We start from the raw sequence: 25,298 nt of genomic DNA, 5'->3' as shown, positions 1-25,298 counted from the left end.
CATATAATAGGAAGAAACTCGTCGGATTGTGTTAGTGGGCGCTGACTGTAACCTATGTTGTTTTTACGAAAGGCGGAATCTATCGAATTATAGCGAACTTGTGAACAATAATTGCTAAATTTAAGCGGGAGTTCATAGACTTGATTTTAATTATGGACTTAGAGTTGCTATAATAGTAATAGAGTCATCAAGAGACCTAAAAAAGTGGTAAAAGGAGCGTCATCTAAATGCTAACAGGCTTGCATCACACTCATGCTTCCTCATGGGCAATCCTGATCATTCTGTTTTTGATCAGCTATTTTATGAACAAACAAAAAATTTCTCTAATGCTTCAAAGACTTTTCTACATAGTGATGCTGGGAAGCGGGATCGGCATGCTGATTATGGGCCATTATCCAGGTATCTATTTTGTTAAGGGTATTTTAGCAATTATCTTAATAGGACTAATGGAGATGCTGATTGTCCGCAAAAGAAAAGAAAAGAAACATACCATTCTCTGGATTCCATTTATTATTGTCTTAGCAGCAATCCTTGGAATAGCTTACCGATAAAGTTTACGAGCAGCTGAAAATTGGACAGCTGCTTTTTTTATGCTTTTTGGCATATGACTTTTTGATAAATAAAAGATATAATGAACCAATGTAAATAAATAATTAAGGAAATGTTAAGAAAGCGCCTGTAAAATATGCTGGGGTGAATGAATTTGGTTTTCTCACTTTTAGCTCTGGGTAATCATAGTACAGATGATTTATCGGTCATAAAAAAAATAGTAATAATCTACGAAGCGCCTCATAGCATAATGTATTGTGAAGGAATTGTAAATGAATGGTTAACTGAGGTCTTGACGGAATGCGAAAAAGAGTTATAATTGAGTATTGTTAAAAAGACAACAGATTATGTGTGTTAAATTAGAAAGGATGTTTCTGAATGGAAAGCATAAAAAAGATAGGGAGTAAGTTGTATAATAACAAACTTTCCTTCTTCTATTTAGCGGTATTTCTATTTTGGATCAAAACTTACGCAGCTTATAAAAATGAATTTAACTTGGGAATCAGCAATGACATACAAGAATTTTTATTATTTATAAATCCAATCAGCTCCGGTCTCTTTTTCTTTGCATTTGCTTTGCTTCGTAAAGGACGAGCAAGAAACCGAATCTTAATTACGATTAACTTCGTACTATCGTTTATTTTATATGCAAATATTGCGTATTACCGTTTCTTTAATGACTTTATTACCCTTCCTGTTCTTACTCAGACTAAGAACAATGCTGGGGACCTTGGGAATAGTATTGCAGCTTTGATACATCCTACTGATATTTTTTATTTCCTGGATACCATTATTCTCATTCTTTTATTAGTGTTTAAAAAGGTTAAGCCGGCTACTGAACAAAAGCTGAAGGCACGTACAGTCCTAGGCGTTTTTGCTTCTGCCGTTTTAGTTTTTCTTATTAATTTAGGACTGGCTGAAACTGATCGTCCTGAATTATTGACAAGAACTTTTGACAGGAATTATCTTGTTAAATATTTAGGAACCTATAACTATACTATTTACGATATGATTCAAAGTACAAAATCATCTGCCCAGCGTGCTCTAGCTGACAGTGACCAAATTACTGAAGTAGAAAATAATATTAAATCCAGCTATGCTGAACCGAATGATAAATATTTTGGGAAAGCTAAAGGCATGAATGTTGTCTATATTTCACTGGAGTCTTTCCAAACCTTCCTTATTGACTATAAACTTGAAGGGCAGGAAGTAACACCATTCCTAAATTCCCTGACAAAAGATAAGAATACTTTTTACTTTAACAATTTCTTCCATCAAACAGGACAGGGAAAAACTTCTGATGCTGAATTCATGATGGAAAACTCCTTGTACCCGCTTCCGCAAGGCGCAGTGTTTACCACAAAAGCGCAAAACACTTATCAGGCCATGCCGGGTATCCTTAAGACAAAAGGTTATACTTCTGCCGTTTTCCATGGCAATTATAAATCTTTCTGGAATCGGGAAGAAATGTATAAATCTTTTGGGTATGATAAGTTCTTTGATGCTAATTATTATAATATGTCTGATGAAAACACAATTAATTATGGTATGGAAGATAAGCCATTCTTCAAAGAATCTATGCCATTGCTGCAAAGCTTAAAGCAGCCGTTTTATACAAAATTCATCACTTTATCCAACCATTTTCCATTTAACATGGATCCTGAGGATATAACATTCCCGGCAGCTAAGACGGATGATAAAGTGGTTAACCAATATTTCCAAACTGCTCATTATATGGACCAGGCACTAGAGCAATTCTTTAATGATCTAAAGACATCTGGACTTTCTGACAATACAATGGTTGTTATGTACGGGGACCATTATGGTATTTCTGAAAACCATAATAAAGCAATGGAGCAGGTAATCGGTAAGGAAATCAATGACTATGAAAATACGCAGCTTCAGCGTGTTCCATTATTCATCCATGTTCCTGGCGTTCAGGGAAATGTTGTTGACAAGTTCAGCGGTGATGTAGATGTCCGCCCGACTGTCTTACACCTACTCGGAATTGATACAAAAGATTATTTAGAATTCGGATCTGACATTCTTTCAAATGACTTTGAGCAGATCGTTCCATTTAGAAATGGCGACTACATTACTCCTCAATTTGCTCAAGTTGACGGCAAATGCTATGACAATACCACAGGTGACGTTATAGACGGGGAATCATGCAAGGCGTTTGGAGAAAAAGCTAATTCTGAGCTTGAATTATCGGATAAAGTGGTTTATGGAGACCTATTAAGGTTCTATCAGCCAAATGGATTTAAGAAAATTAATCCTACAGATTACGATTATTCCTATCCTGAAAAACCAGTAAGTGAATAAAATAAATGAAAAAATAGCCGCTCGCAGCCCGAGCGGCTATTTTTTATGCAATTATCTTGGAAGGTCGTTTTTTTGATTCATGCCGTGCAAAAGTTTCTTTTCACTTGAAGATTCATCCTTGGACTTTTCTCCATCCTTTTCTTCTTGATATTCTTCGCGGATATCTTCAAGAGGGAGATCATCGACCGGCATGAGAGTCTGATCTCGTTCAAGCTGCTTTTGTTGGCTCTCCCTAAATGCTTTGTCCTTATTATTTCTTTCAGCTAAGATCTTTTCTTTTTCCTGATTATCCATTTCATGTTCGCCCCTTTCGAAATTCTTTTATTTCACTTTTCCCTCATTGGAGAATTGAAAACATTTCATTGGCAATCCGTCACCTGAGAATAGACTCCTATAAGTTGATTTAGAGGCTAATATATGTAGAAATATTCAGAATCTTGGAGATATTTGTTGATTTATTCAGAATAGTGTATTAAATCAATTATACCAAGAAAGTTATCTTGATAAGCCAACAGGAAGATTTATGAGTTTATTCAGAAGAAAATCTATTGCAGCTTTAATCAGTGAAACAGAACAAAAAGAAGTACAGCTAAAAAAAGAACTGGGCGGATTTGATTTAACTATGCTTGGAATCGAGCCATTATTGGTACGTGGATATTTGTATTAACAGGGGTAGCAGCAGCAGAACATGCCGGTCCGGCACTAGTTATCTCATTTATTATGTCAGGGCTTGCTTGTGTATTTGCGGCACTTTGCTATGCCGAGTTTGCCTCAACCGTTCCACTCTCCGGATTGCGTACACATACTGCTATGCAACCTTCGGTGAGCTGATTGCCTGGGTTTTAGGATGGGACCTGCTGCTTGAATATGGATTTGCATCTCAGCAGTTGCCAGTGGCTGGTCAGGATATTTCCAGGGGTTAATAGGAGGATTTAGACTGCACTTTCCACATGCATTAACAAGCGCTTATAACCCTAAAGCAGGAACTTACATTGATTTACCCGCAATTATAATTGTATTTATAATAACCCTTCTGCTAACACAGGGTGTAAAAAAATCCGCAAGGTTCAATACAGTCATGGTATTAATCAAACTGACTGTTGTAGTTATGTTCATTGCAGTAGGCGTTTGGTATGTAAAACCCGAGAACTGGACTCCGTTCATGCCTTTTGGTTTTGATGGAGTAGCCACAGGAGCGGCAACCGTTTTCTTTGCTTATATTGGATTCGATGCCGTATCAACAGCAGCTGAAGAAGTCCGCAACCCGCAGAAGCCGATTGGAATCATTTCATCCCTGGCTGTTTGTACCATCTTATATATTGTTGTTTCCTTAATATTGACAGGTATAGTTCCTTACGAGCAATTAAATGTAAAAAATCCTGTAGCATTCGCATTGAATTATATCAATCAGGATTGGGTAGCCGGCTTTATCTCTCTTGGTGCAATCACAGGTATAACGACCGTACTATTAGTGATGATGTATGGCCAGACTCGATTGTTTTATGCAATCAGCCGCGATGGATTACTGCCGAGTGTGCTATCGAAAGTAAGCAAGAAGAAAAATACGCCGGTGATCAACTCATGGATCACTTGTCTGATTGTATCCTTTTTTGCAGGAATTTTGCCGCTTGGGTAATTAGCGGAGCTTACCAACATTGGAACACTCTTTGCTTTCATGACAGTATCCATTGGAATCTTATATTTAAGGCGTAATAACAAAGCCCCTAAGACAGGCTTCCGGGTTCCGTTTGTACCGGTCATCCCGATACTCGCGTTCCTCTTCTGTGGGAATCTTGCATTGCAATTGCCAGGTCTGACCTGGCAATTGCAATATGGATCGCTATAGGCATAGTCGTGTATTTCGCGTATGGAAGACGCCACAGCAAGCTTATGAAATGAAGTGAAATTATTTAAATAAAACCAAAAAGCATGACCGCATTGCCAGCAATGCGGAATGCTTTTTTCTTTTTATAGTCTAAGAGTACCATTTTGAATTGGCCGTCATGTATATCCTTCAGTCCGAATAAAATTTAGTAAGCTGCTGCCTATAAGCAGCATGAAAACAGACAAAAAATCTTTGGAAGCTAACAGTATATATAGTAAAATGTATATACTATGATAGGAAATGGAAGGAACAATATGAAACTAGGGTCCATTATTAAATATTACCGCCTAAAAAATCATTTAACTCAATCCGAACTGGCGCAAGATATTTGTTCCATCTCCCATCTGAGTAAAATCGAGAATAATAGTTACGATGGAAATGCCGAGACGGTTGAACTTCTCTTAAAAAAGCTGAATGTGAACATGGAGCAGGAAGAGGAGAAGTATGAGGAATTAAAAGAGGCTTTGCAATCTTTTTATGACACTATGGTATTTTATGATTTTGAGACAGCTGATAAGCAATATGCTGCTTATCTAAGAGACATGGAGGAGTTTGCTTCTTCAACAGATTTAATCAATTTATATCATCTGTACTTATTTAAATATTACAATCATAAAAGAGATTATGAAAAGATCAATCAGACTCAGCGTGTGATTGAAAAACTACATAATAATTTTTCACCCTTTGAAAATCTCTTATATTCCTTTTTTATAGGCCTTTATTTAATGAGTGAAAATAGAATAGTTGAAGCAAACGAACAATTTGTTGCTTTAATGTCCTATAATCCTGCAGAGGCAATTACTTTTAATGGAGAACTTTATTATCAAAATGCTTTATGTGCTACCAGACTTAATGATCCAGAAAAATCAATCATCCAGGCGAACAAAGCTTTAAATATATATCAAAATGAAAATAACTTCCTAAGAATTATTCACACAAAAATGATCCTCGGAATTAGCTATATGCGACTTGAAATGTACAGGGAAGCTGCTGAGATTTATCGGAGTTTAATAAGAATTACTCGCCTTTTATCAATGAAAGAGTTATATTACCAAGTTCTGTATAATTATTCAGCCATGCTGACAGAAATGGGAGAGTATAAGAAGGCTAAGGAACTTTTGCAAGAATGTAGAGGGGCGTTTCATAAGGGAAGTCTGGAAGATATAATCAATAAATTAACATACATTGAAACGCTCATAAAGCTAAATGTTAATACTCTTGAGATATCCCCACTTATTGAAGAAGTCTTGGACTTGTGTAATAAAAAAACGCATAAAAAATATATCATCTTAGCAAAAATGTATAAATATCAATTATTTTCCCAACAAAAATACTATACATTTTTGGAAAATATAGTGTATCCTTACTATATGGATAACAATCATTTTTCTGAAGCCCGTGATGTAGTTTTACAACTTGCAGAAAAGTATTCAGAGACAGGTGAAACCAATAAATCTCTTGATTACTATAATCAATATATAGAGTTGTCTAAGAAAGGAGCATTATGATGAAAAAAATTATTTGTAGTATTGTTTTAGGAGCAGTTCTTGTCAGTGCATTTGGTTTTACAGCAGCAGGTACTACTTCAGCAGCATCAAAAACTGTAACTCCCCAGAAAGTGGAAGTAATTCTTCCTCCAATGTAATAAAAATCACGCAAATTTTCCCAATACAAAAGTCATGGGAAAGACCTTATAATTAAATCAAAGAATAAAGACAAGTCAGTATCAGACTTGTCTTTTTCATTCAACCGATTCCAGGGGGAGCGAAACGATTTAATACTAGGAGGGATTTCCCATGTCAGCGAACTATGAAAAAATCACTTTGAGTGACATCCACGAAATGCTTGAAAAGTTAGATCTATTGCTTGACGGAGTCAAACACGAATACCCACAATCATATGAAGATAAAGTCAGCAACTACTAATTATAAAGTGTTTCTCCCTTTTACGGAGCATGAATCGATCATGCTCTTTTTATTTGGTCCTTTTCTAAAAAGATTGTTGTTCTAATAGTTATGTGATCCTACCCTATTGTTTAAAAGGTTGATTGGAACGTAAGGTGCGAGACTCCTTCGGGAGCAGCGGGACAGGTGAGACCCCGCAGGCGCTCAGCGCCCGCCCCGCGGAAAGCGCGAGCATCCTGTAGTGGAAATCAAGCCCCTTGTTCCATAACAAAAAAGTTTGCGAAAACAGCCTTTTATTTTATATAAAGAAGGATTACCATTGCTTTTTTCTTGGGCAAGAGTATAATTTTTTAGGTAGCTGTGTGTTTTGGGCCAGTGCACCATTTCGCCAGCGTTCGTATAAGATAATGTAACTGTTAATAAAAGGAGTTGATATGTTTTGAGTAACCATGGTTCCAGCGAACCCGATCCGGAATGTTTACTAGAGGAAGCCTGCTTTATCTTTTTAGCAAGCGGGAGTGATTATTTCAAATATGTCAGCTCTTTAAAAGGTACGGCTGCTTCCTCGTAATAAAATGAGGAGGACAGCAAACATGATAGAATTTTTTAAGACCAGCGAAAACAGCAGTTTTGAATCGATACCCGAAATAACGAAAGGCTGCTGGATTAATATGCTTTCCCCGAGTGAAGAGGAAATAAAGCAGGTATCCAGCAGATTGAATATACCGGTTAACTTTTTTAAGGATGCCCTTGATGATGAGGAACGGTCCCGCATTGAGAAAGAGGATTCTAATGTACTCATTATTGTGGATTTTCCTTACATTACCCATGATGAGGCGGGTTATCCGATTTATGAGACCATACCAATAGGCATGATCATAAATGAGGAGTGTTTTATAACGGTCTCATTAAAAGAAACTCCTATTTTATTAGATTTCAAGAATAATAAAATTAAGGGCTTCTTTACCTATAAAAAGACAAGGTTTGCTCTTCAGATCCTTTTTATCATATCTTCTTATTATCTCCGTTATTTAAAGCAGATTAATAAAAAGACCGATGAAGCTGAAAAAGAATTGCATCAATCCATGAAGAATAAGGAGCTTTACACCTTTCTTTCACTTGAAAAAAGTTTAGTTTACTTCACCACTTCCCTTAAATCAAATAAAATTGTGTTAGAAAAAATGCTGCGGCTGAATCATTTGAAGATGTACGAGGAAGACAAGGAATTGTTGGCGGATGTTATTATCGAAAACACACAGGCAATTGAAATGGCCGATACGTATAGTTCGATTTTAAGCGGAATGATGGATGCTTTCGCTTCAATCATCTCCAATAATTTAAACATGGTGATGAAATTCTTGACCTCCATCACGATCATTTTGTCATTTCCCACCATGGTCGCGAGCTTCTATGGAATGAATGTGGCTCTGCCTTTTGAGAAAAACCCGCATGCATTTGTGATCACGATGTGTTTTGCTGTGTTCTTATCAGCTTTAACGACCTTTATATTCTGGAAAAAGAAATACTTTTAACCGCAGGGCAGTCCTTCAGAAAGGGCTGCTTTTTTACGTATCAAAATATGAGAATAAAAAGGAGTTTTCTATTATAATAGGGTATACATAATGAAAGGAACTTCAGCAAATGGGAAAAAAAATCGCCATGCTTTTTTTATTCGTAAGTATCATGTTTGCAGGAAGCGGCTGCAGTTCAACCGAAACTAAATCTGCACCTCAAACGAAAGAGGAGATCCTTACAATTTCTGCTGCCTCCAGCCTGCAAAAGGTACTTTCCGAATTAGGACCGTCTTATAGTGCAGCACATAAGAAGACGAAAATCAGATTTAATTATGGAGCATCAGGTTCTCTAAAGCATCAAATTACTAACGGTGCCCCTGTTGATTTATTTCTTTCAGCCTCATCCCAAGAAATTGAACAGTTAATAGATGAAGGCTTCATGCAGCGGAAGGATACAGAAGCATTTGTTGGCAATTCTATTGTTTTAGTCGTTCCGAAATCAACTAAAAGTGTGGAAGATGGTTTTCAAGGCCTTACACAAACGGGAGTTAATAGGATCTCTATCGGGATTACCGAAACGGTTCCCGCGGGGAAGTATGCGAAAGAAACATTGCAGAATCTTGGGATGTGGAACGAAGTTGAGGGGAAGTTGGTGTACGCCAAAGATGTCAGGCAGGTTCTTACATATGTAGAGACAGGAAATGTAGATGCCGGGATTGTATATAAGACAGATGCGCTTTCGTCTGCGAAAGTTACATTGGCTGCTGAAGCACCAGATGATACTCATTCCAAGATCGATTATAGCTTTGGAATCATGAAGGGGACCAAGAATAAACAGACTGCCCTTGAATTCCTTGCATTCTTAAAAAGTGAAGAAGCACTTAAGGTATTCAAGAAGAATGGGTATACCGTACGAGGTTTTAAATGAATTTAACCATAGATTTTTGGGAGCCGGTACTGCTTTCTCTAAAGGTTAGTGCAGTGTCATTGGTCATTGTTTGTATTTTTGGAACAGCAGCAGCCAGAATGATGGCAAACAAGCGGTTCCGCGGTTTTGCTGTCGTTGAGACCATTATGATTCTTCCGCTGGTACTCCCTCCTACAGTAATCGGGTTTTTGCTGATTATTATTTTCGGCCGGAGCGGGGCTGGGGGAATCTTCATCGAAAGAATTTTTAATCACCCGATCATGTTTACCTGGTGGGCTGGTGTAATTGCTTCAGTAGTTGTTGCGTTTCCGTTGATGTATCAATCAGCCCGGACAGGATTTGAAAGTATAGACGAAGATATTGAAAATGCTGCCAGGGTTGAAGGGGCAGGTGAGTGGAAAGTCTTTACAAGCATTACCCTGCCATTGTCAGTTAAGTCGCTGATAGCTGGCATCACCCTGAGCTTTGCGAGAGGTTTAGGGGAGTTCGGTGCTACGTTAATGTTTGCCGGCAATATTCCAGGTGAGACCCAGACGGTCCCTACAGCTATATACATTGCGATGGAATCTGGGAACGAGGCGCAGGCCTGGTCCTGGGTACTGATGATCGTTCTTATTTCATTCACTTTATTGCTGCTGCTAAGAGTATATAATAAAGAGTAAAAAACCCCTTAAGCAATTTGCTTAAAGGGGTAATCATTAATTGAAATATGTTTTTAATCCGTTATAAATAGCAAGGGACATGGCGTCCTGGAAGCTGTCAGCCAGAATTTTATCTAATTCCGCTTTATTTGATATGAAGCCTAGTTCCAGAAGTACAGCTGGCCTGCTGTTTTCACGGATTACATGAAGATCTCCTTTTTTAACTCCACGATCCCGAAGAGCTGAGGCCTTCACCATTTCTTTTTGGATACAGTCTGCAAGTCTTTTATCTTTACTTTGAGAATAATAGAATGTTTCCACTCCGGTTGAAGAGGCAGAGCCAGAATTGTAATGGACACTTACGAAGGCGTCTGCACGATATTTTTCCGCAATATCAACACGTGCCTGTAAACTTGGCTTTACATCAGTGCTTCTTGTCAATATAACATTCGCACCCGCATTCCGAAGATGGATAGCGGTCTTCTGAACCATTTTGAAAGTAAGGTCTTTTTCCATTATGGCTTTCTTCAGTGAGGGACTATATCCGACAGCTCCGGAATCCGTTCCGCCATGCCCTGCATCAAGTACAATCGTTTTACCTTTAAGGCCTCGTGTATTTGACACATTATACGTGATGAGCCAATCGGCTACCCAGGCTTTGCGTTTGTCCGGCAGTTCAATTTGAATCCAGCCAGAGGATGAACCGAGCTTACGGAACTTTTCTCCGGTATCAGCTTTATCCAGGATACTGTACTTTTCACCAGGACCGCTGCGAAGATTGACGTCATTGGTAATAATTTTTACATATTCAACACTGCTGGCAGGCTTTGCAGGAACAGAAGGTGCCGGGGCAGGTTTTGCTGCTGCAGGAGCCGGGGCTGTAGAAGTCAAATATTTATTAGATACATAGCCGGTGTAGCTTTTGTATGTAATTTTTGACCAGCTTCCGGAGCGGGAGCTTTCCGAAACCTTTGTATTTTTGCTTAAGATCGTCAATGAAGCAGAGTTAACGGTGGCAGCTTTTCTAAGATTCAGGCTGCTTGCACTTACATAAAGCGTTTTAGGCTTTGCAGCAACAACTGCTGCCGGCTTTTTAGGCGCAGAGACAGGTGCTTTTGCTGTCAAATATTTATTTGACACATAGCCGGTGTAGCTGCTGTATTTAATCTTTGACCAGCTTCCGCTTCTGGACAGCTCTGTTACTTTTGCATTCTTTTTCAGCAAAGTCAGAGAAGTCGAATTGACGGATGCAGCTTTTCGAAGATTTAGGCTTGTGGCGGTAACATATAGTGTTTTGCTGCTGACTGCAGCTGGCTGATTAATTACGGATATATAAGAACTATTTACCCAGCCATCCTTTTTGTTTGGATAGCGAATTTTCGACCAGCCATTACCAGTCTGAGTGATTTGAACTTGCTGTCCTTTCGACAGCTTCCATAAGATAGTAGCTTTTGTAGTAGGCGTAGACCTCACATTCAGAATGCTTGCAGTCACTTTTGCATTCTGGAGGCCAGCTGCCTGACTCTGGGTGCCATTGACGAAGAGTAGATTTGCGAAGACGATGCAGCTTATTAACATGACCGAAAGTATTCTTTTTATTACACTCACCTCTTTTTTCCATATATAGTAGAATCCTATCTTTTTGGAAGCTATTTCTACTATACTACGAAATTAGATGAAAAAAAGAGAAAAAAGTCACAAAAAGTGTGTTTTTTTCTTAAAAATGGGAAAAAAATAGGGATTTAGAGGTTTAGAAATGGTTTCTGAGGGTAGTTACTTTTTTCCCATGTCCTTTACATTTCGTGCAAGGCTTAGAAAAAAATTGAAGAAATGGTATTCTTCCACGTCCCTGACAACTTCTGCACAGTTCTATAAGCTTCATTTGGGGTACCTCCTTATATGTTTTACTTATTTTGCTTCAACTGGGGATATTTTAATCATTTTCTTTATTAATTATACCCACATTTGAATATAGTTAACTCATGAGGGCTAATAAGGCCAGTATCGTCGGATAGGCAAATCTGATGTAAATCGTTATTAAAAAGGAGAATCAATATGTTAACTAAGATTGAAGCTTTTATTTTGGGACTTATCCAGGGTTTAACGGAATTTCTGCCAATTAGCAGTACAGGCCATTTATATCTTGGAAGACATCTGTTTGGATTAGAGGAAGCGGGGCTGCTCCTAGATACCCTGATGCATGTGGGTACGCTGCTCGCTGTATTTGTTTTTTATAGACAAGAGTTTCTTAAAATATTGCGGAATCCGTTTGGAAAACTAACCTGGCTTTTAGTATTGGGAACGATCCCTGCTGTCATAGTGGGCCTGGCTTTTGGCGATTTTTTTGACGAAATATCCAAAACAGGAGTAACCATTGGCTGGGAATTCCTTATAACGGGATTGTTTTTATGGTTTGCTGAGTCCATAAAAAAGGGAAGAAAGAAAATGGACAATATCACATACGGCGACGCTTTATTTATTGGTGTATTTCAAGCTTTTGCAATATTTCCGGCTATTTCCCGTTCAGGATTTACAATGGTCGCAGCTTTAATCAGGGGCCTGGACCGAGAGACGGCAGCATACTTTTCCTTCCTGATGTCCACACCTGCCATTGCAGGTGCGATCGTCCTTCAGTCCCTTGATCTTGTACAGGGGAAGGCTGAAAATATTCCTATGGACTCCCTGATTATCGGTATATTGGCTTCAGCCATCTTTGGATATATTGCCGTAAAGTGGATGATCAACTACCTCAAAAACCATTCATTGAAAGTATTTGCTGTGTATGTATGGATTCTCGGTGCACTTATTCTTATTATGCAAAACACTGGAAGGTTTTAAACTTCATATAGATTTTTTTCGAGGCCCAGCCTGCTGGTGCTGAACATTTAGGACTGGCTATTCTTGAACTGTAATCGGGATGATTTCCTGCTGCTTCGGTCAAATCATCGTCAGGGTCTTACTTTAGCCTTTTAAATCAAAAAAGGTGAAACTAATTTACATGCTCGTTCGTATAAGAAATGAGTACTGGCATATTAGGATATGAATTTTCCGCCTCATTGGGAACGAGGTCGGGAATATATTTTCCCTATGCTTTCCGTTAAATCAATCCGGTTTTACCAAAAAAATTATGTAATGCCGGTTTGAGGGAGAGCCTGCCAGTTTGAGATTAGAGAGGAAATGAGATATGTCAATTAAATGGATTTGGGGAATTGTTATATTCGCATTGATCATCTTGCTTGTGCCTTACTCCTGGACGTTAATCTTTGCTTTTGTGACCGCTGTGCTGCTAGAAAGCCTGGTAGCGCCCATACAGGAAAAAGCAAAATTGTCCAGGCGCTGGTCCGTGTTGGCAAGTTTTCTTATTTATACAGGAGGGCTTCTATCTTTTGTTTATTTTTGTATTTCTGTTTTAAGCAGGCAGATCATCAACTCTTCGCAGATTGTCCCGGGCTTTGTAAGGGAGCTCTATCAAACTGTATTCCTGCCTTCCATCTATAAATGGGAGAGCTACTCCGAGTCACTTCCAAAGGATGTTATTATTTCAATAGAAGAAACAATGGAAAAAGGGATAAGCGGACTCGAGGTATTCTTCCAAAAACTTGTTCAAAATATCATTGGCCTTGTAACTCTCATTCCAGGGTTTTTAATAGAATTTCTCATATATTTGGTTGCCCTTTTCTTATTCAGTCTCGAGCTTCCCCGGATTAAACGGGGAATCAAAGAATTCCTTAAGCCGGAAACTTCAAAGAAGCTGTCATTGGTTTTCAATGATTTGACTAAAGCTGGCATAGGGTTTTTCAAAGCACAGATCATCTTAAGCATTGTGACCTTTGCGATGGCTTCCATTGGCTTATGGATTCTAAAAGCCCCTTATATACTGCTTTTATCCATACTAATTGTATTTGTAGATATTCTGCCGATTTTAGGCACTGGATCGGTTCTAGTGCCTTGGGCGGTTATTTCGCTGCTTCAGGGACATCAGGGCCTTGGTATTGGTTTAATTGTTTTGTTTATGACCATTACGGTCGTAAGAAGAATCATTGAACCCAAGATTTATTCTACAAATATGGGCCTCAGCCCCCTGGCCGCATTAATCAGCTTATATCTTGGATTTAAACTAATAGGCTTTGTCGGTTTATTCCTCGGTCCCGCCCTTGTCATTGTCTTTGATACATTAAAAAGAGCAGGTGCCATCCGTTTTCATTTTAAGATTTAGCTGTGTTAAACGGCCTGGTGATTGCAGGGAAGGACGCCCGCTCTTCGCAGGCGGTCCGAGCCGGATATACATTTTGTCCTTCATCGCCTTTATGAAGGACGTTTTAAGGCCGCCGGGTACAAATTTTGTCCTTCATCACCTGGATGAAGGACATTTTCATGAACCCATTCACTGATTTTGTCCTTCATCGCCTTTATGAAGGACGTTTTAAGGTCGCCGGGTACAAGTTTTGTCCTTCATCACCTGGATGAAGGACATTTTCATGAACCCATTCACTGATTTTGTCCTTCATTGCCTTTATGAAGGACGTTTTAAGGCCGCCGGGTACAAGTTTTGTCCTTCATCGCCCGGATGAAGGCCGTTTTAAGGCCGCCGGATATACATTTTGTCCTTCATCACCTGGATGAAGGACATTTTCATGAACTTATTCACTGATTTTGTCCTTCATTGCCTTTATGAAGGACGTTTTAAGGTCGCCGGGTACAAATTTTGTCCTTCATCACCTGGATGAAGGACATTTCCATGAACTTATTCACTGATTTTGTCCTTCATCGCCCGGATGAAGGCCGTTTTCGTCAACATATTCACTGATTTTGTCCTTCATCGCCTTTATGAAGGACGCTTTAAGGCAGGTCTTCTTGCCGGGTAAGGCGGCGGGCACTTACCCGCTTTTTCCCTATGAGTCTTGCATACAATCAAATAGTGTCACACAACAATTCCGACTTTTACATAGCCCAAAACCAGTAGGAAAAAGGCTGCCCGAATACTAAAGGGCAGCCTTTTTATTTAATGGGGAGACAATCTCAGCAGTGGAAATCGCTATGCTGGGAACTTCTTCTGTCTGTACTTCTTTTTTCAAAATTTCAATATATCTTATGTGATGGTCTTCCATTTCGAGGACTTTGAAATCATAGGAATCAAATGTTAAAACATCCCCCTGCTTAATTTCAAAGTTTTCAGTTAAAACCCAGCCGCCGATCGTGTCCACATCCTGATCGTTAATCTCTAAACCTAGCAGATCATTTACCTCACTTATCAGAACCTTAGATTCCATGATATAATGACCGTCATTTATTTTGCGGACCATCGGAATTTCGTCAAGGTCAAACTCATCACGAATATCTCCTACGATCTCTTCTAATATATCCTCAACGGTCACAAGACCAGAGGTCCCGCCGTATTCGTCCATCAGGATTGCCATTTGAATCCGTTCCTTCTGCATTTTAAGGAGAAGATCATGAAGCGGGATATTATCTATAACCCGGATAATTGGACGAATATAGCTTTCAAGCCTTGATTCGACAAGGTTTCCGCTGGAAATCATATCAGTAAATACTTCTTTTACATTTACCATACCTATTACATGATCCTTGTCCCCGTCAATAATAGGATAACGGGTAAACTTTTCTTCCTGGACAATGGAAAGTAAGGCAGCAATGGTATCTTCATTGGATAATGTGACTATTTCGGTTCTGGGCACCATGATCTCTTTGGCGATGCGGTCATCGAACTCAAAGATTTTATTCACATATTTAAATTCAGACTGGTTAATCTCACCATTTTTATAGCTTTCAGAAAGAATGAGGCGAAGTTCCTCCTCGGAGTGAACCGCATCATGTTCAGAAACGGATTTAAAGCCAAGTAACCGGGTAACCATCCTTGCAGACCCATTTAAAGTCCAGATAAACGGATACATGATCTTATAAAATATCATTAAGGGCCTGGCGCATAAAAGAGTTATGAGCTCTGCCTTTTGAATCGCAATCGTCTTAGGTGCCAGTTCGCCGATCACCACATGGATAAAGGTAATAAATGAAAAGGCAATGGCCACAGAGATAATCTGCACTGCACTGTAGGGAAGATTAAGGCGGGCAAGCAATGGATTCAGCAGATGTTCAAATGTCGGTTCTCCAAGCCACCCAAGACCCAATGCTGTAATGGTTATTCCTAACTGGCAGGCTGATAGATACTCATCAAGATTACTGATTACTCTCTTGGCTGGTACCGCGTTTTCTTTTCCTTCCTCAATCAGCTGATCGATTCTTGAGCTTCTTACTTTCACAATTGCAAATTCTGAAGCAACAAAAAATGCTGTCAAAGCAATTAAAATGGCTATAAAAACCAAGTTTATTATGTCCAAATAAGGTTCCTTCTCCCATACGACAGAGAGAAAGGAGGTCACCTCCTGAAGTTTTAGGTTTCTTAAACTATAGGAGCATCTGATCCAAAACTAAAGAAATCAGTGAAAAACCGTGAAATCTAGTAAGCTGGGATTAAAAATACATTCAATTTCTCCTGAAGTATTGGATGATGCAAATGCAGAGATATAACGCCAGCTATTCCCTTTGTCAATCCCCCATCTCATCACCTCATTTCCAGAATTAAGTATAAGTATAAAAAATCTAGTTAATTCAGTCAAATACTCTAGAAAAATAAGAATATAATACATTTATATGGAAGGTTTTTACCTGATATTAAGGGTTTTTAAACTATTTTCGGAAAAATTTTCGTTTAACAAAGCTTAGCTGTCACAAGGTTCCTAAAGGTTTCCAAACAGCCTGGTTCATGATTTGCATGGTTAATCCTTTCCTCAAAAGGCCTCTGCACGTATGTGGCAGGAAACAGAAAATACGATTAAGGGGAAGAGGTGGGATTCAGCCAGGATACAAAGCTGCCTTATGTGTTACAGATAGAATAAAAGGGCTAATTTGTAAACAATTCGTAATATTTTTTTACTTGTTTCTATGGCATAAGATAGTATAAGGTAAAAAGGTACTGCCTTCCCCAATTTCTTACGGAAGGGTTCAGGAAGTTTTTTACATACATATTGAAAAAATCTAAAAAAAGTTAAGTTTAAGTTAAGGAAAGTCTGGGAATATGTAAGTGGAGATAAACACTCAATGGGATTAGAGGTGAACTTCTTGAAAAGCGAAATAATCGTCAAGTTCAAAAACAAGGGTATTAAAATAGAGAAAACCAAATCCAGATTGGAAGTTTTTAAAAACTTATTCCAAATAGATCCAACCTTACTCGCTTTACCGTCTAATTCCTCGAGTAATCATATGCCCTATCTAAAAGATAGAAAACAGTAATAATATCGTTAAGAACACACCGGGCTATGGTGTGTTTTTTCAGGTAGTGAAGGATGAATGGATTTTAGGCATAGTTTGTCCTGAACTGAAATAAGGATGAATAGCAGGTGCTGGACTTATTTTCAAAACGGTAGATTTGAGGTATCCTAGAGATATTGTAAATTAGTTTAGAGGGGACGACTATGAAAGATTTAGTAATGCAGCTATTGACGTTTTTCGCCGATCTCGGCTACTTTGGAGTAGCGCTGGGATTAATGATAGAAATTATACCAAGTGAGATCGTATTAGGTTATGGCGGATATCTCGTATCCATGGGGAAGATTAACTTTGCCGGTTCGGTAATTGCCGGTGTTATAGGAGGAACGATTGCGCAGCTGTTTTTGTATTGGGCTGGATATTTTGGAGGAAGACCGTTCCTTGAAAGGTATGGAAAGTACATTCTGATTAATAAACATCATATAGATCTTGCCGAAAAGTGGTTCCAAAATTACGGAGGCGGTGTCATCTTTAGTGCGCGGTTTATTCCCGTAGTCCGCCATGCCATTTCAATTCCTGCTGGCATTGCAAAAATGTCGTTTTTAAAATTCACGGGATATACCGTTGCAGCCATTATTCCGTGGACGATTGGATTTATCTATCTCGGTACAGTGCTTGGTGAAAATTGGGGGAATATAAAAGAGGAGGCAGCCCCATATGTCACTCCATTTATTATTTTAGCGCTTGTGGGAGCTTTACTCTACTATTTCTGGAAGAAGAAAAAAACCCCGCCCATCACAACTGTGCGTAAATACAATAAGAAATAATAAAAATGGTGTGAACTTTTACTTCACACCATTTTTATTTTTATTCAGATTCTTCAGGAGCCTGACTCTCTGGCAGTCTTGTTACTTCTATATATTTAATGGAGTGTTCATCCATTTCAAGGACTTTAAAGCAGTACGACTCCCATTCAATGAAATCTCCGGCCTGGACTTCATATTTCTCAGTCAGCATCCAGCCTCCAATCGTATCGATATCTTCTTCATTCAGGTCTAACCCTAATAAATCATTCACTTCTGAAACGAGTACCTTTGAATCGAGAATATAATGGCCATCTTTAATCTTACGAATTTCTGGAACCTCATCTAAATCAAATTCATCCCGAATTTCACCGACAATCTCTTCGAGGATATCTTCGACCGTCACCAGGCCTGAGGTTCCACCATATTCATCCATGAGGATGGCTAAATGGATCCGCTCCTTCTGCATCATAACAAGTAAATCATGAATCGGAATGTTTTCAATCACTCGTATAACAGGACGAATATAAGCTTCAAGAGTTGTTGAAGTGTCTTTTTGTTTAATTAAAGCTGAAAACACTTCTTTGATATTTATCATTCCAACCACATGATCCTTATCTCCATCCACAATCGGATAACGGGTAAACTGTTCTTCTTCCGCAATTTGAAGAAAGTCCTTTATTGTATCATCTTTCATTAGACTGACGATTTCCGTACGGGGAACCATAATTTCTTTAGCCAGCCTATTGTCAAATTCAAAGATTTTATTTACATATCGATATTCCGACTGATTGATCTCCCCGCTTTTAAAACTTTCCGATAAAATGATCCTCAGTTCTTCCTCCGTATGTGCCAGCTCATGTTCAGAACCAGGTTCTAGACCAAATAATCTTGTAAATAGCGAGGCTGATTTATTTAATGTATAGATAAAAGGAAAGGCAATCCGGTTGAACCAGATCAAGGGTTTGGCAACTGCCAAAACAATACTTTCTGTCTTTTGTATAGCAAAGGTCTTCGGTGCAAGCTCCCCGGTCACTACATGAAAAAAAGTAATGATAAAAAATGCCAGTATAAATGAAATAAGATGAGTAATCTGCGAAGGCAGATTCAATTTATGGAAAAAAGGTTCAAGCAGCGTTTGAAAAGTCGGCTCACCCAGCCAGCCAAGTCCTAGAGAAGTAAGGGTGATTCCTAACTGGCAGGCCGAGAGATACTCATCCAAATCACCGATAACCTTCCTGGCCGCAATGGCTCTGGTATTACCTTCTTCAACCAGCTGGTCAATGCGTGTAGTTCTGATTTTAACGATTGCAAATTCAGAAGCGACGAAGAACGCCGTAATTGCAATCAACAGTAAAACAAAAAATAAATTCATGAATTCCAAGTAAGTATCCTTAATCCGCCCACGTGCGGTTAAGGTGTCACCTCCCGTATGTTCAAATAAGAACGTGGATAGTTAAAATTATAAATTATAGTAAAAATTTTCTCCTAAAAACATGTCTTTTACAAGTTATATACTCAAGTATAGGCTGGTTCAAACAATATAATGGACTTGGGACAAAAGAATAGCTTAATTCCTTTGGTAGCATTTTGTTAGTGTTCTATATATTGAAGAGTACTATTACATTTCTTCATAACTTTTTCTTGTTATGGGAGACGAAAGGTAGTATATTTTAAATGACAAAACTAAATAAAAGTTTTTCCACAAGGGGAGCCCAAGGCTGAGAGTGAACGAATGAGTTCTGACCCTATGAACCTGTTAGTTAGTGCTAGCGTAGGGATGTGGTTATAGGATAAAAGCAATTTGTGGGGAATCCGTAACCTTTCGCGAATTGTTTTTTTATTTTGCTCTGTAACATTGCTCTTGGGATAAAGCTCCTTTTATTTTAAAGGGGGAAGAAGTGTGAAAAACAGTAATGTATTAATGATGGTGGAAGTGGCTGTATTTGCAGCATTAGCTCTTTTGCTGGATCTGTTGTCCCAATTCATTTTTTCTAGAATTTGGCCGCAGGGAGGATCTATTTCCATTGCGATGGTTCCGATTTTTATCATGGCCTTCAGATGGGGAATCAAGGCGGGTCTCTTTTCCGGCTTATTGCTTGGACTGCTGCAGATTGTGACAGGTTTTGCTTCGATTGCACACCCTGTACAGGGGTTTCTGGACTATCCCTTAGCATTTATGCTTGTCGGTACTGCAGGAATATTTGCCCGGGGAATTCAAAACAGCTTCCTTAAAGGCAATAGAAAGAAATCATATACGTTAATGACAGCAGGCATACTGACAGGAAGTTTCCTCCGATTCTTATGCCATTTTGCTTCAGGAATCGTCTTTTTTGGTTCATATGCTCCAGAAGGACAGCCAGTTGCTTTATACTCTTTAGTCTATAACGGCACATACATGGGGGTCAGCTTTATACTCTCTGCAATCATCGCCATTCTATTGTATTCTACAGCCCACCGTACATTATTTAAAAATGTCTTAACATAATACAAAGAGCCTGCTGTCTCACCTGCGACAGCAGGCTTTTATGATTTAAAGGCGTGATGTACCAGCTACATTCCTTTGGCGATAAGGACTGAACATGGGGCTTCTTTTACAATTCCTTCGCTGACGCTGCCGGTAAAGAATTTTTTTAAACCGCTTTTTCCACTGCTTCCGACCACCAGCAGGTCTACTTGATTTTCCTGCGCAAACCTGCATATGCTTTCAGCAGGATTGCCGTCTAACACTTCAAACCTGGCATCAGACATAGACGGACCAAGTGTTTCTTTCACTGCTGTTTCGGTCTCGGTGATAGGGTCATGTAATTCAGGATTGACAGGGTGAACACCTGCATGATCGAAACCAATGGGCGGGGTAACAATAGGCTGAATCTGTGCAGGATCCACATATACATTTTCCTTCCCCATCGGAAAGACCCCGTCAGGAGAAGATCCTGAGCTTCCATCGTATACGTGAAGGACAGTTAAGTTTGTATCTGGGTTCGCTTTTATTAAATCCCTTGCAACTTTAACGCGTCTTTTCCCTCAATGGTTCCATCGTAGGCTACTGCTATATGTCTGAAAAGATTCATATTCATCCCTCTCTCTCCGCTATTATTAGAGTAGATATAGTAGTTATATACCCTGAAAATGCAGAATTTTATCTAGAAATTGCTTATTTGTTTGATTATTACAAATATTTGTCGAAAAATATGACAAAAGTCCAATGTTAAAATTTGGGGATTATCCTATGATGGATAAAAGAGGTGATTTGGGATGCAGAAATCCGATAACGATTGTAAAAGGCACCCGACAATAACCCGCTGTTTACAACATCTTTGTGTAATTGGTGCTGATGAAAAAACTAAACAAATCGTATATATGTACTTGGAGGCTCTCTATCGAGATCTCTCCGCTAGTACAGAACCGCTGGAAATAGAATATCCATTCAGGGAAAAACATAAAAAAGAAGCAATGGACGTGTAATCGTTTATTGCTTTTTTGTTTTTGTAAAGCTTCCAGCTTATTACTGTACCGGCACTTAACAGACGGATAACCGGATAACAGCCTTTACTGGCCGCAGGCGCGCCTGTATAGCATTCTAAACAGGAATGGCAGCAACGAACTAACTGTTAATATTTGGATATAGCAGCAGCCGGCAAAATAATACAAAACCATACCAACGAGGTGTGAGTTGGAAAGCGAGAGGGTATAGAATACGTATGATTTTAGTTTTATTACATATTTCTATAAGTATTTTCTTGATTAATGGGGGAGTTCTATGAAGGGTTTTCGAGGGTTCTTTACTAGGGGATTTCAGCAGTTGAATCCAAAAAGGTTCTTTCAACTGGCGGCTGTTTTCTCCTCTGCAGCAGCACTTTCTGTAGCGGGATTTTTTCACTTTATTGATCCTGACGCTGATATCAGTAATCTGAAAAATACCATGTATCAGCCAACTCAGATATATGACAAGAATGGTAAATTAGCCAGCAAAATAACAGCGAATAAGGTAGAAACCATTCCTATTTCGCAGATTCCTGACCATGTGAAGGACGCAGTGGTCGCAATTGAAGACCATCGCTTTTATGAACATGATGGTGTGGATTATCAGGGAATATTCCGGGCAGCCGCAGCAAATGTAAAAGCTGGGGCCGTCGTTCAGGGAGGCAGTACGATTACTCAGCAGTTAATCAAGAACGCACTGCTGAATTCAGACCGAACGTATAAACGGAAATTTAAAGAATACTTTTTAGCAAAAGAAGTCGAAAAAAAATTTTCCAAAAGTGAAATAATGGGAATGTATTTAAACCAAATATATTTTGGGCATGGTGCTTGGGGAATAAAAAAAGCTTCTCAGGTGTATTTTGGAAAAGAAGTCAAACAATTAAGCATTAGTGAGGCTGCCATGCTTGCTGGTTTAGTTAAGGCACCGAGTGAAATGGATCCATTCAACAATAAGGATAAAGCCATAAAAAGGCGTAACCTGGTCCTCGATGAAATGGTAACATATAAATTTATCTCGAAGTCAGAGTTTAGGAAGGCTAAAAAAGAAGGACTTGCTCTTAATACATCGGACAAGGGAGATCCGCTCAAGGGAAAATATCCACATTTTGTAGATGCTGTTTTTGAGGAAGCAATCAAAAAATATAAATTAGACCAGGACAAATTACTAACAGGCGGTTATCGTATCTATACTACACTGGACCAGGATATGCAGGAGGCAGCGGAAGAGGTCTATAAAAATGATGATTTATTTCCTAAAGGAACAGATGGAGCGCTTGTACAGAGCGGAGCGGTCTTAATTGATCCCAAAACAGGGGGGATTAATGCGCTTGTCGGCGGCAGGGGGGAGCATACCTTCAGAGGGTATAACCGGGCTACACAATTAAAGACACAGCCGGGCTCCACGATGAAGCCTTTGGCGGTATATACTCCTGCACTTGAAAATGGGTTTGACATTTCGGCAGAATTAAAAGACGAAAAAATGAATTTCGGAAACTATGAACCCTCCAATTATAATGATGAATATAAGGGCGAAGTACCGATGTATGAGGCTTTAATGAAGTCTCTGAATGTCCCGGCTGTTTGGCTGCTAAACGAAATTGGGATAAATAAAGGTATGGAATCAGTCCGAAAATTCGGTATTCCGCTAACGGAGGAAGACCGAAGATTAGGGCTGGCCCTTGGAGCACATACAAATGGAGTATCACCCGTTGAAATGGCAGAGGCTTATTCGGCTTTTCCTAACAACGGGGAAAGAGTGGATTCGCATACGATTACTAAGATTCTTGATGCAGAAGGAAAAGAAATAGCGGTATGGAAAGAAACGAAAACAAAAGTAACAAATAAAGCAGTTGCCAAGAAAATGACAGCCATGATGATGGAGGTTGTAAAGCAGGGCACAGGCAGGGCCGCGGCCGTGGAAGGATGGGAAATTGCCGGGAAGACAGGTTCCACACAGGTACCAATTGAAGGTATTGACGGAGTCAAGGATCAATGGTTTGTAGGGTACTCACCAGTGCTGGCAGGTGCTGTCTGGCTGGGATATGATAAAACGGACAAGAACCATTATTTAACGACTACAAGCAGTGAGGGGGCTGCCCCGCTGTTCAGGGAACTAATGAGCAAGGCATTACAAAATAAAGAACCTAAGTCTTTCAATGTGAAGAGTATTGAAGCATATATGAAGGAAGAAAGACAAAAGGCAAGGGAACAATTCTGGAAAGACCAAAAGAAGCGCTTGAAAGATAGCTGGGAGAAGTGGACAGAGCCATTCTCTCAACAAAAAAGTGATGAAGATCGGCCTGTGGAATCCCAGCCTGCAAACACTACTGATGAACAAAATGTTTCTCCAGAGACTCCCGCAGTTCAGGAACCTCAACAGGAAAAACGAAATGGGGAGGAAACAAAAGAAAGTCCAAAACGTGAAGCACCAACAACCTCTGGTTCTCAGGATGAAGCTGAAGGAACAGATACCACCCAAGCTCCAGCTGTTCCTCCAGCAGATCCTCCGCCTGCTGAACCCGAACCGGATGAACCGGTGCCGGAGACACCTGAACCGGAAGAGCCTGAACCAGAGACACCCGGTACACCAGATCCCGGAGATACAGGAGATACAGGAGATAAAGGAGAGCCGAGGGTACCCGGAGAACCTGAACCTGAGCAGTCTCAGACTAAAAACCAGGCTGCAAAGGATAACACCGCAAAGAATAAAGCTGTAAAGGAACAAAAAGAAAAACAAAATAATACTAATTAATGAAAATGCTCTTTTCTAAATGATTGTTGTTTTTTAATAGTTCGGTGAACCTTCCCTATTGTTAAATAGGTTGATTGGAACGTAAGGTGCGAGACTCCTTGGACCAGCTCAAGGCTTTAGACCCTCGAGTCATAAGCCAATCCGTCTATGGGGAGAAAAGCACTCCCCACAGCCGGCTCGTCTTATGCTTGTCGGGTCTCTGCCTGCCAATTTGTTTAGAATTTTATATCAATTGGGATTATCACTGAGCGTTTAATATTTATGTTGGGCAGGCACCGCTTTCCGCTTTTCTGTGCGGGAGCAGCGGGACAGCTGAGACCCCACAGGCGAAGCCGAGGAGGCTCAGCGCCCGCCCCCGCGGAAAGCGAGCATCCTGTAGTGTAAATCAACCCCTTTGTTCAATAACAACAAAGTTTGCGAAAACAGCCAATGAAAAACAGCCGTCTCTAATGGATTAGAGACGGCTGTTATGATTAAAGAAGAAAATACAGGGCTATGGCAGTGCAATCAGGAGAATATCTTATAATACCGGGAAACCTGGCCCGAAGTTGCTTGAAAATGAAAAACCCCCTGCTTAATCAAGCAAGAGGGTCAAAGGATGAAGGTAAAAATCATCCAGGCTATACCGATTATGATAATAAAGTAAGCGGTGTATTTAATGAGTGCAGTGATGATATTAGCGTTCTGTGCAGCCAAAGAATCACGCCTTTTGTATGATTGTAGATTTAAGATAAAGCATTCACAATGAATCCTATTACTACTATTGCACCTATAATCATTAGTATGGTCCTAAGCATTATAATCACTCCTATTCCATTCCGTAGTTATTAATAATGTTGCTGAAGAATTGTTTTTTATACTTGTATGGTTTCAGTAGGGTTCATAAAATATTTTTTCTTCAGCGGCTGTTCTTGAGCTGCGCACAATTCGGTGAGTTCGGTAAGCTTGCCCTGGACTTCCTGACCCTCAAGAATTATTTTTATTGCAGAATGCTCGTCTACTGTCAGCATAAAGGAAACGAGCTTGGATAGTTTCTTTGCATCGACAATTTTATGGCTGCAATGCATATAAACATTCCCTTCAAAAAGCTTGCTGGCCTGGTAAAAAGACATAATTTGACTCATCGTTAATTTTTCTTCAATGAGTACACTTGCAGAAATAATTTCAGTCATCTTCCTAGTTACTCCTTTTTATTATTAAGATAGTAATTTATTTTAAGTAAGGTAG

22 protein-coding genes, 2 pseudogenes and 1 riboswitch are annotated in these 25,298 nt (G+C 39.4%); of the genes and pseudogenes, 18 read left to right on the top strand and 6 right to left on the bottom strand.

The annotated features are described in order from the left end of the window. Positions 1 to 227: 227 nt before the first annotated feature. Both CUU66_RS03595 and CUU66_RS03590 read left to right on the top strand, forming a co-directional pair. Complete coding sequence (locus tag CUU66_RS03595) at positions 228 to 551, top strand: DUF1516 family protein (protein ID WP_101640308.1); 324 nt, start codon at positions 228 to 230, stop codon at positions 549 to 551. A gap of 376 nt (positions 552 to 927) precedes the next feature. After that, positions 928 to 2,874, top strand: a complete 1,947-nt coding sequence (locus CUU66_RS03590) for an LTA synthase family protein (RefSeq protein WP_101640307.1) — start codon at positions 928 to 930, stop codon at positions 2,872 to 2,874. Positions 2,875 to 2,925: 51 nt separating this feature from the next. On the opposite strand, the gene CUU66_RS03585 is transcribed toward CUU66_RS03590, so the two are convergent. Further along, positions 2,926 to 3,168 (bottom strand): hypothetical protein, encoded by a 243-nt coding sequence (locus CUU66_RS03585; RefSeq protein ID WP_180955143.1) that lies wholly within the window; start codon positions 3,166 to 3,168, stop codon positions 2,926 to 2,928. A 229-nt stretch (positions 3,169 to 3,397) separates the two neighbouring features. Here CUU66_RS03585 and CUU66_RS03580 point away from each other — a divergent pair. The 8 genes and pseudogenes from CUU66_RS03580 (at position 3,398) to modB (ending at position 9,767) form a co-directional block, all read left to right on the top strand. Continuing rightward, positions 3,398 to 4,773: pseudogene (locus tag CUU66_RS03580) on the top strand (amino acid permease). 240 nt (positions 4,774 to 5,013) lie between these two features. Beyond that, on the top strand, positions 5,014 to 6,267 hold the full coding sequence (locus CUU66_RS03575; RefSeq protein WP_180955142.1) for a helix-turn-helix domain-containing protein: 1,254 nt from the start codon (positions 5,014 to 5,016) through the stop codon (positions 6,265 to 6,267). Beyond that, the gene (locus CUU66_RS23965) at positions 6,267 to 6,404 is read left to right on the top strand and encodes a hypothetical protein (RefSeq protein WP_180955141.1); all 138 of its coding nucleotides are present in this window, start codon (positions 6,267 to 6,269) and stop codon (positions 6,402 to 6,404) included. The genes CUU66_RS03575 and CUU66_RS23965 overlap by 1 nt, the downstream gene beginning before the upstream one ends. Positions 6,405 to 6,555: 151 nt before the next feature. Beyond that, complete coding sequence (locus tag CUU66_RS24690) at positions 6,556 to 6,684, top strand: hypothetical protein (RefSeq protein ID WP_257967884.1); 129 nt, start codon at positions 6,556 to 6,558, stop codon at positions 6,682 to 6,684. Between the two features lie 418 nt (positions 6,685 to 7,102). Next, positions 7,103 to 7,234 (top strand): hypothetical protein, encoded by a 132-nt coding sequence (locus CUU66_RS24685; RefSeq protein ID WP_257967883.1) that lies wholly within the window; start codon positions 7,103 to 7,105, stop codon positions 7,232 to 7,234. Positions 7,235 to 7,256: 22 nt separating this feature from the next. Next, positions 7,257 to 8,195, top strand: a complete 939-nt coding sequence (locus tag CUU66_RS03570) for a magnesium transporter CorA family protein (RefSeq protein WP_101640305.1) — start codon at positions 7,257 to 7,259, stop codon at positions 8,193 to 8,195. 109 nt (positions 8,196 to 8,304) lie between these two features. Beyond that, positions 8,305 to 9,105 (top strand): molybdate ABC transporter substrate-binding protein, encoded by an 801-nt coding sequence (modA, locus tag CUU66_RS03565; RefSeq protein ID WP_101640304.1) that lies wholly within the window; start codon positions 8,305 to 8,307, stop codon positions 9,103 to 9,105. Further along, positions 9,102 to 9,767 carry a molybdate ABC transporter permease subunit gene (modB, locus tag CUU66_RS03560; protein ID WP_101640303.1) on the top strand — a complete coding sequence of 222 codons (666 nt, stop codon included), beginning with the start codon at positions 9,102 to 9,104 and terminating at the stop codon, positions 9,765 to 9,767. The genes modA and modB overlap by 4 nt, the downstream gene beginning before the upstream one ends. A 36-nt stretch (positions 9,768 to 9,803) precedes the next feature. On the opposite strand, the gene CUU66_RS03555 is transcribed toward modB, so the two are convergent. Then, complete coding sequence (locus tag CUU66_RS03555) at positions 9,804 to 11,354, bottom strand: N-acetylmuramoyl-L-alanine amidase (protein ID WP_142383697.1); 1,551 nt, start codon at positions 11,352 to 11,354, stop codon at positions 9,804 to 9,806. A gap of 447 nt (positions 11,355 to 11,801) precedes the next feature. Between CUU66_RS03555 and CUU66_RS03545 the strand changes: the two genes are divergently transcribed. Further along, positions 11,802 to 12,584 carry an undecaprenyl-diphosphate phosphatase gene (locus CUU66_RS03545; protein WP_101640300.1) on the top strand — a complete coding sequence of 261 codons (783 nt, stop codon included), beginning with the start codon at positions 11,802 to 11,804 and terminating at the stop codon, positions 12,582 to 12,584. 346 nt (positions 12,585 to 12,930) lie between these two features. Further along, a complete protein-coding gene (gene ytvI / locus CUU66_RS03540; RefSeq protein ID WP_101640299.1) occupies positions 12,931 to 13,962 on the top strand; it encodes a sporulation integral membrane protein YtvI in 1,032 nt (343 codons plus the stop codon). Between the two features lie 766 nt (positions 13,963 to 14,728). Here the strand turns inward: ytvI and CUU66_RS03535 are convergent. Next, positions 14,729 to 16,102 carry a hemolysin family protein gene (locus tag CUU66_RS03535; protein ID WP_101640298.1) on the bottom strand — a complete coding sequence of 458 codons (1,374 nt, stop codon included), beginning with the start codon at positions 16,100 to 16,102 and terminating at the stop codon, positions 14,729 to 14,731. Positions 16,103 to 16,862: 760 nt separating this feature from the next. On the opposite strand from CUU66_RS03535, the gene CUU66_RS25280 reads away from it, so the two are divergent. Both CUU66_RS25280 and CUU66_RS03525 read left to right on the top strand, forming a co-directional pair. Next, on the top strand, positions 16,863 to 17,054 hold the full coding sequence (locus CUU66_RS25280; RefSeq protein WP_101640297.1) for an Lmo0850 family protein: 192 nt from the start codon (positions 16,863 to 16,865) through the stop codon (positions 17,052 to 17,054). Positions 17,055 to 17,236: 182 nt separating this feature from the next. Then, positions 17,237 to 17,857 (top strand): DedA family protein, encoded by a 621-nt coding sequence (locus tag CUU66_RS03525; RefSeq protein ID WP_101640296.1) that lies wholly within the window; start codon positions 17,237 to 17,239, stop codon positions 17,855 to 17,857. A 40-nt stretch (positions 17,858 to 17,897) separates the two neighbouring features. On the opposite strand, the gene CUU66_RS03520 is transcribed toward CUU66_RS03525, so the two are convergent. Then, complete coding sequence (locus CUU66_RS03520; RefSeq protein ID WP_374702961.1) at positions 17,898 to 19,208, bottom strand: hemolysin family protein; 1,311 nt, start codon at positions 19,206 to 19,208, stop codon at positions 17,898 to 17,900. 322 nt (positions 19,209 to 19,530) lie between these two features. After that, a riboswitch (TPP riboswitch) is annotated at positions 19,531 to 19,631 on the top strand. A 105-nt stretch (positions 19,632 to 19,736) separates the two neighbouring features. Between CUU66_RS03520 and thiT the strand changes: the two genes are divergently transcribed. Next, the gene (thiT, locus tag CUU66_RS03515; protein WP_101640294.1) at positions 19,737 to 20,321 is read left to right on the top strand and encodes an energy-coupled thiamine transporter ThiT; all 585 of its coding nucleotides are present in this window, start codon (positions 19,737 to 19,739) and stop codon (positions 20,319 to 20,321) included. Positions 20,322 to 20,386: 65 nt separating this feature from the next. Here thiT and CUU66_RS03510 read toward each other — a convergent pair. Continuing rightward, positions 20,387 to 20,830 (bottom strand): annotated as a pseudogene (locus CUU66_RS03510) (universal stress protein); the annotation flags it as partial. Positions 20,831 to 21,091: 261 nt separating this feature from the next. On the opposite strand from CUU66_RS03510, the gene CUU66_RS03505 reads away from it, so the two are divergent. The 3 genes from CUU66_RS03505 (at position 21,092) to CUU66_RS23960 (ending at position 24,788) form a co-directional block, all read left to right on the top strand. Then, on the top strand, positions 21,092 to 21,301 hold the full coding sequence (locus CUU66_RS03505) for a hypothetical protein (protein WP_101640292.1): 210 nt from the start codon (positions 21,092 to 21,094) through the stop codon (positions 21,299 to 21,301). Positions 21,302 to 21,596: 295 nt separating this feature from the next. Next, on the top strand, positions 21,597 to 24,071 hold the full coding sequence (locus CUU66_RS03500) for a transglycosylase domain-containing protein (protein WP_180955140.1): 2,475 nt from the start codon (positions 21,597 to 21,599) through the stop codon (positions 24,069 to 24,071). Positions 24,072 to 24,629: 558 nt separating this feature from the next. Continuing rightward, positions 24,630 to 24,788 (top strand): hypothetical protein, encoded by a 159-nt coding sequence (locus CUU66_RS23960; RefSeq protein WP_180955139.1) that lies wholly within the window; start codon positions 24,630 to 24,632, stop codon positions 24,786 to 24,788. Between the two features lie 137 nt (positions 24,789 to 24,925). Here CUU66_RS23960 and CUU66_RS03490 read toward each other — a convergent pair whose 3' ends face one another. Beyond that, complete coding sequence (locus CUU66_RS03490) at positions 24,926 to 25,243, bottom strand: HPr family phosphocarrier protein (protein ID WP_101640290.1); 318 nt, start codon at positions 25,241 to 25,243, stop codon at positions 24,926 to 24,928. Positions 25,244 to 25,298: the final 55 nt, after the last annotated feature.

The sequence above is a fragment of the Peribacillus deserti genome (genome assembly GCF_002863585.1).
Lineage (GTDB): Bacteria > Bacillota > Bacilli > Bacillales > DSM-1321 > Paraperibacillus > Paraperibacillus deserti_A.
The sequence above is the reverse complement of the archived record's forward strand: the minus strand, read 5'-3'. Positions and strand labels throughout refer to the sequence as shown.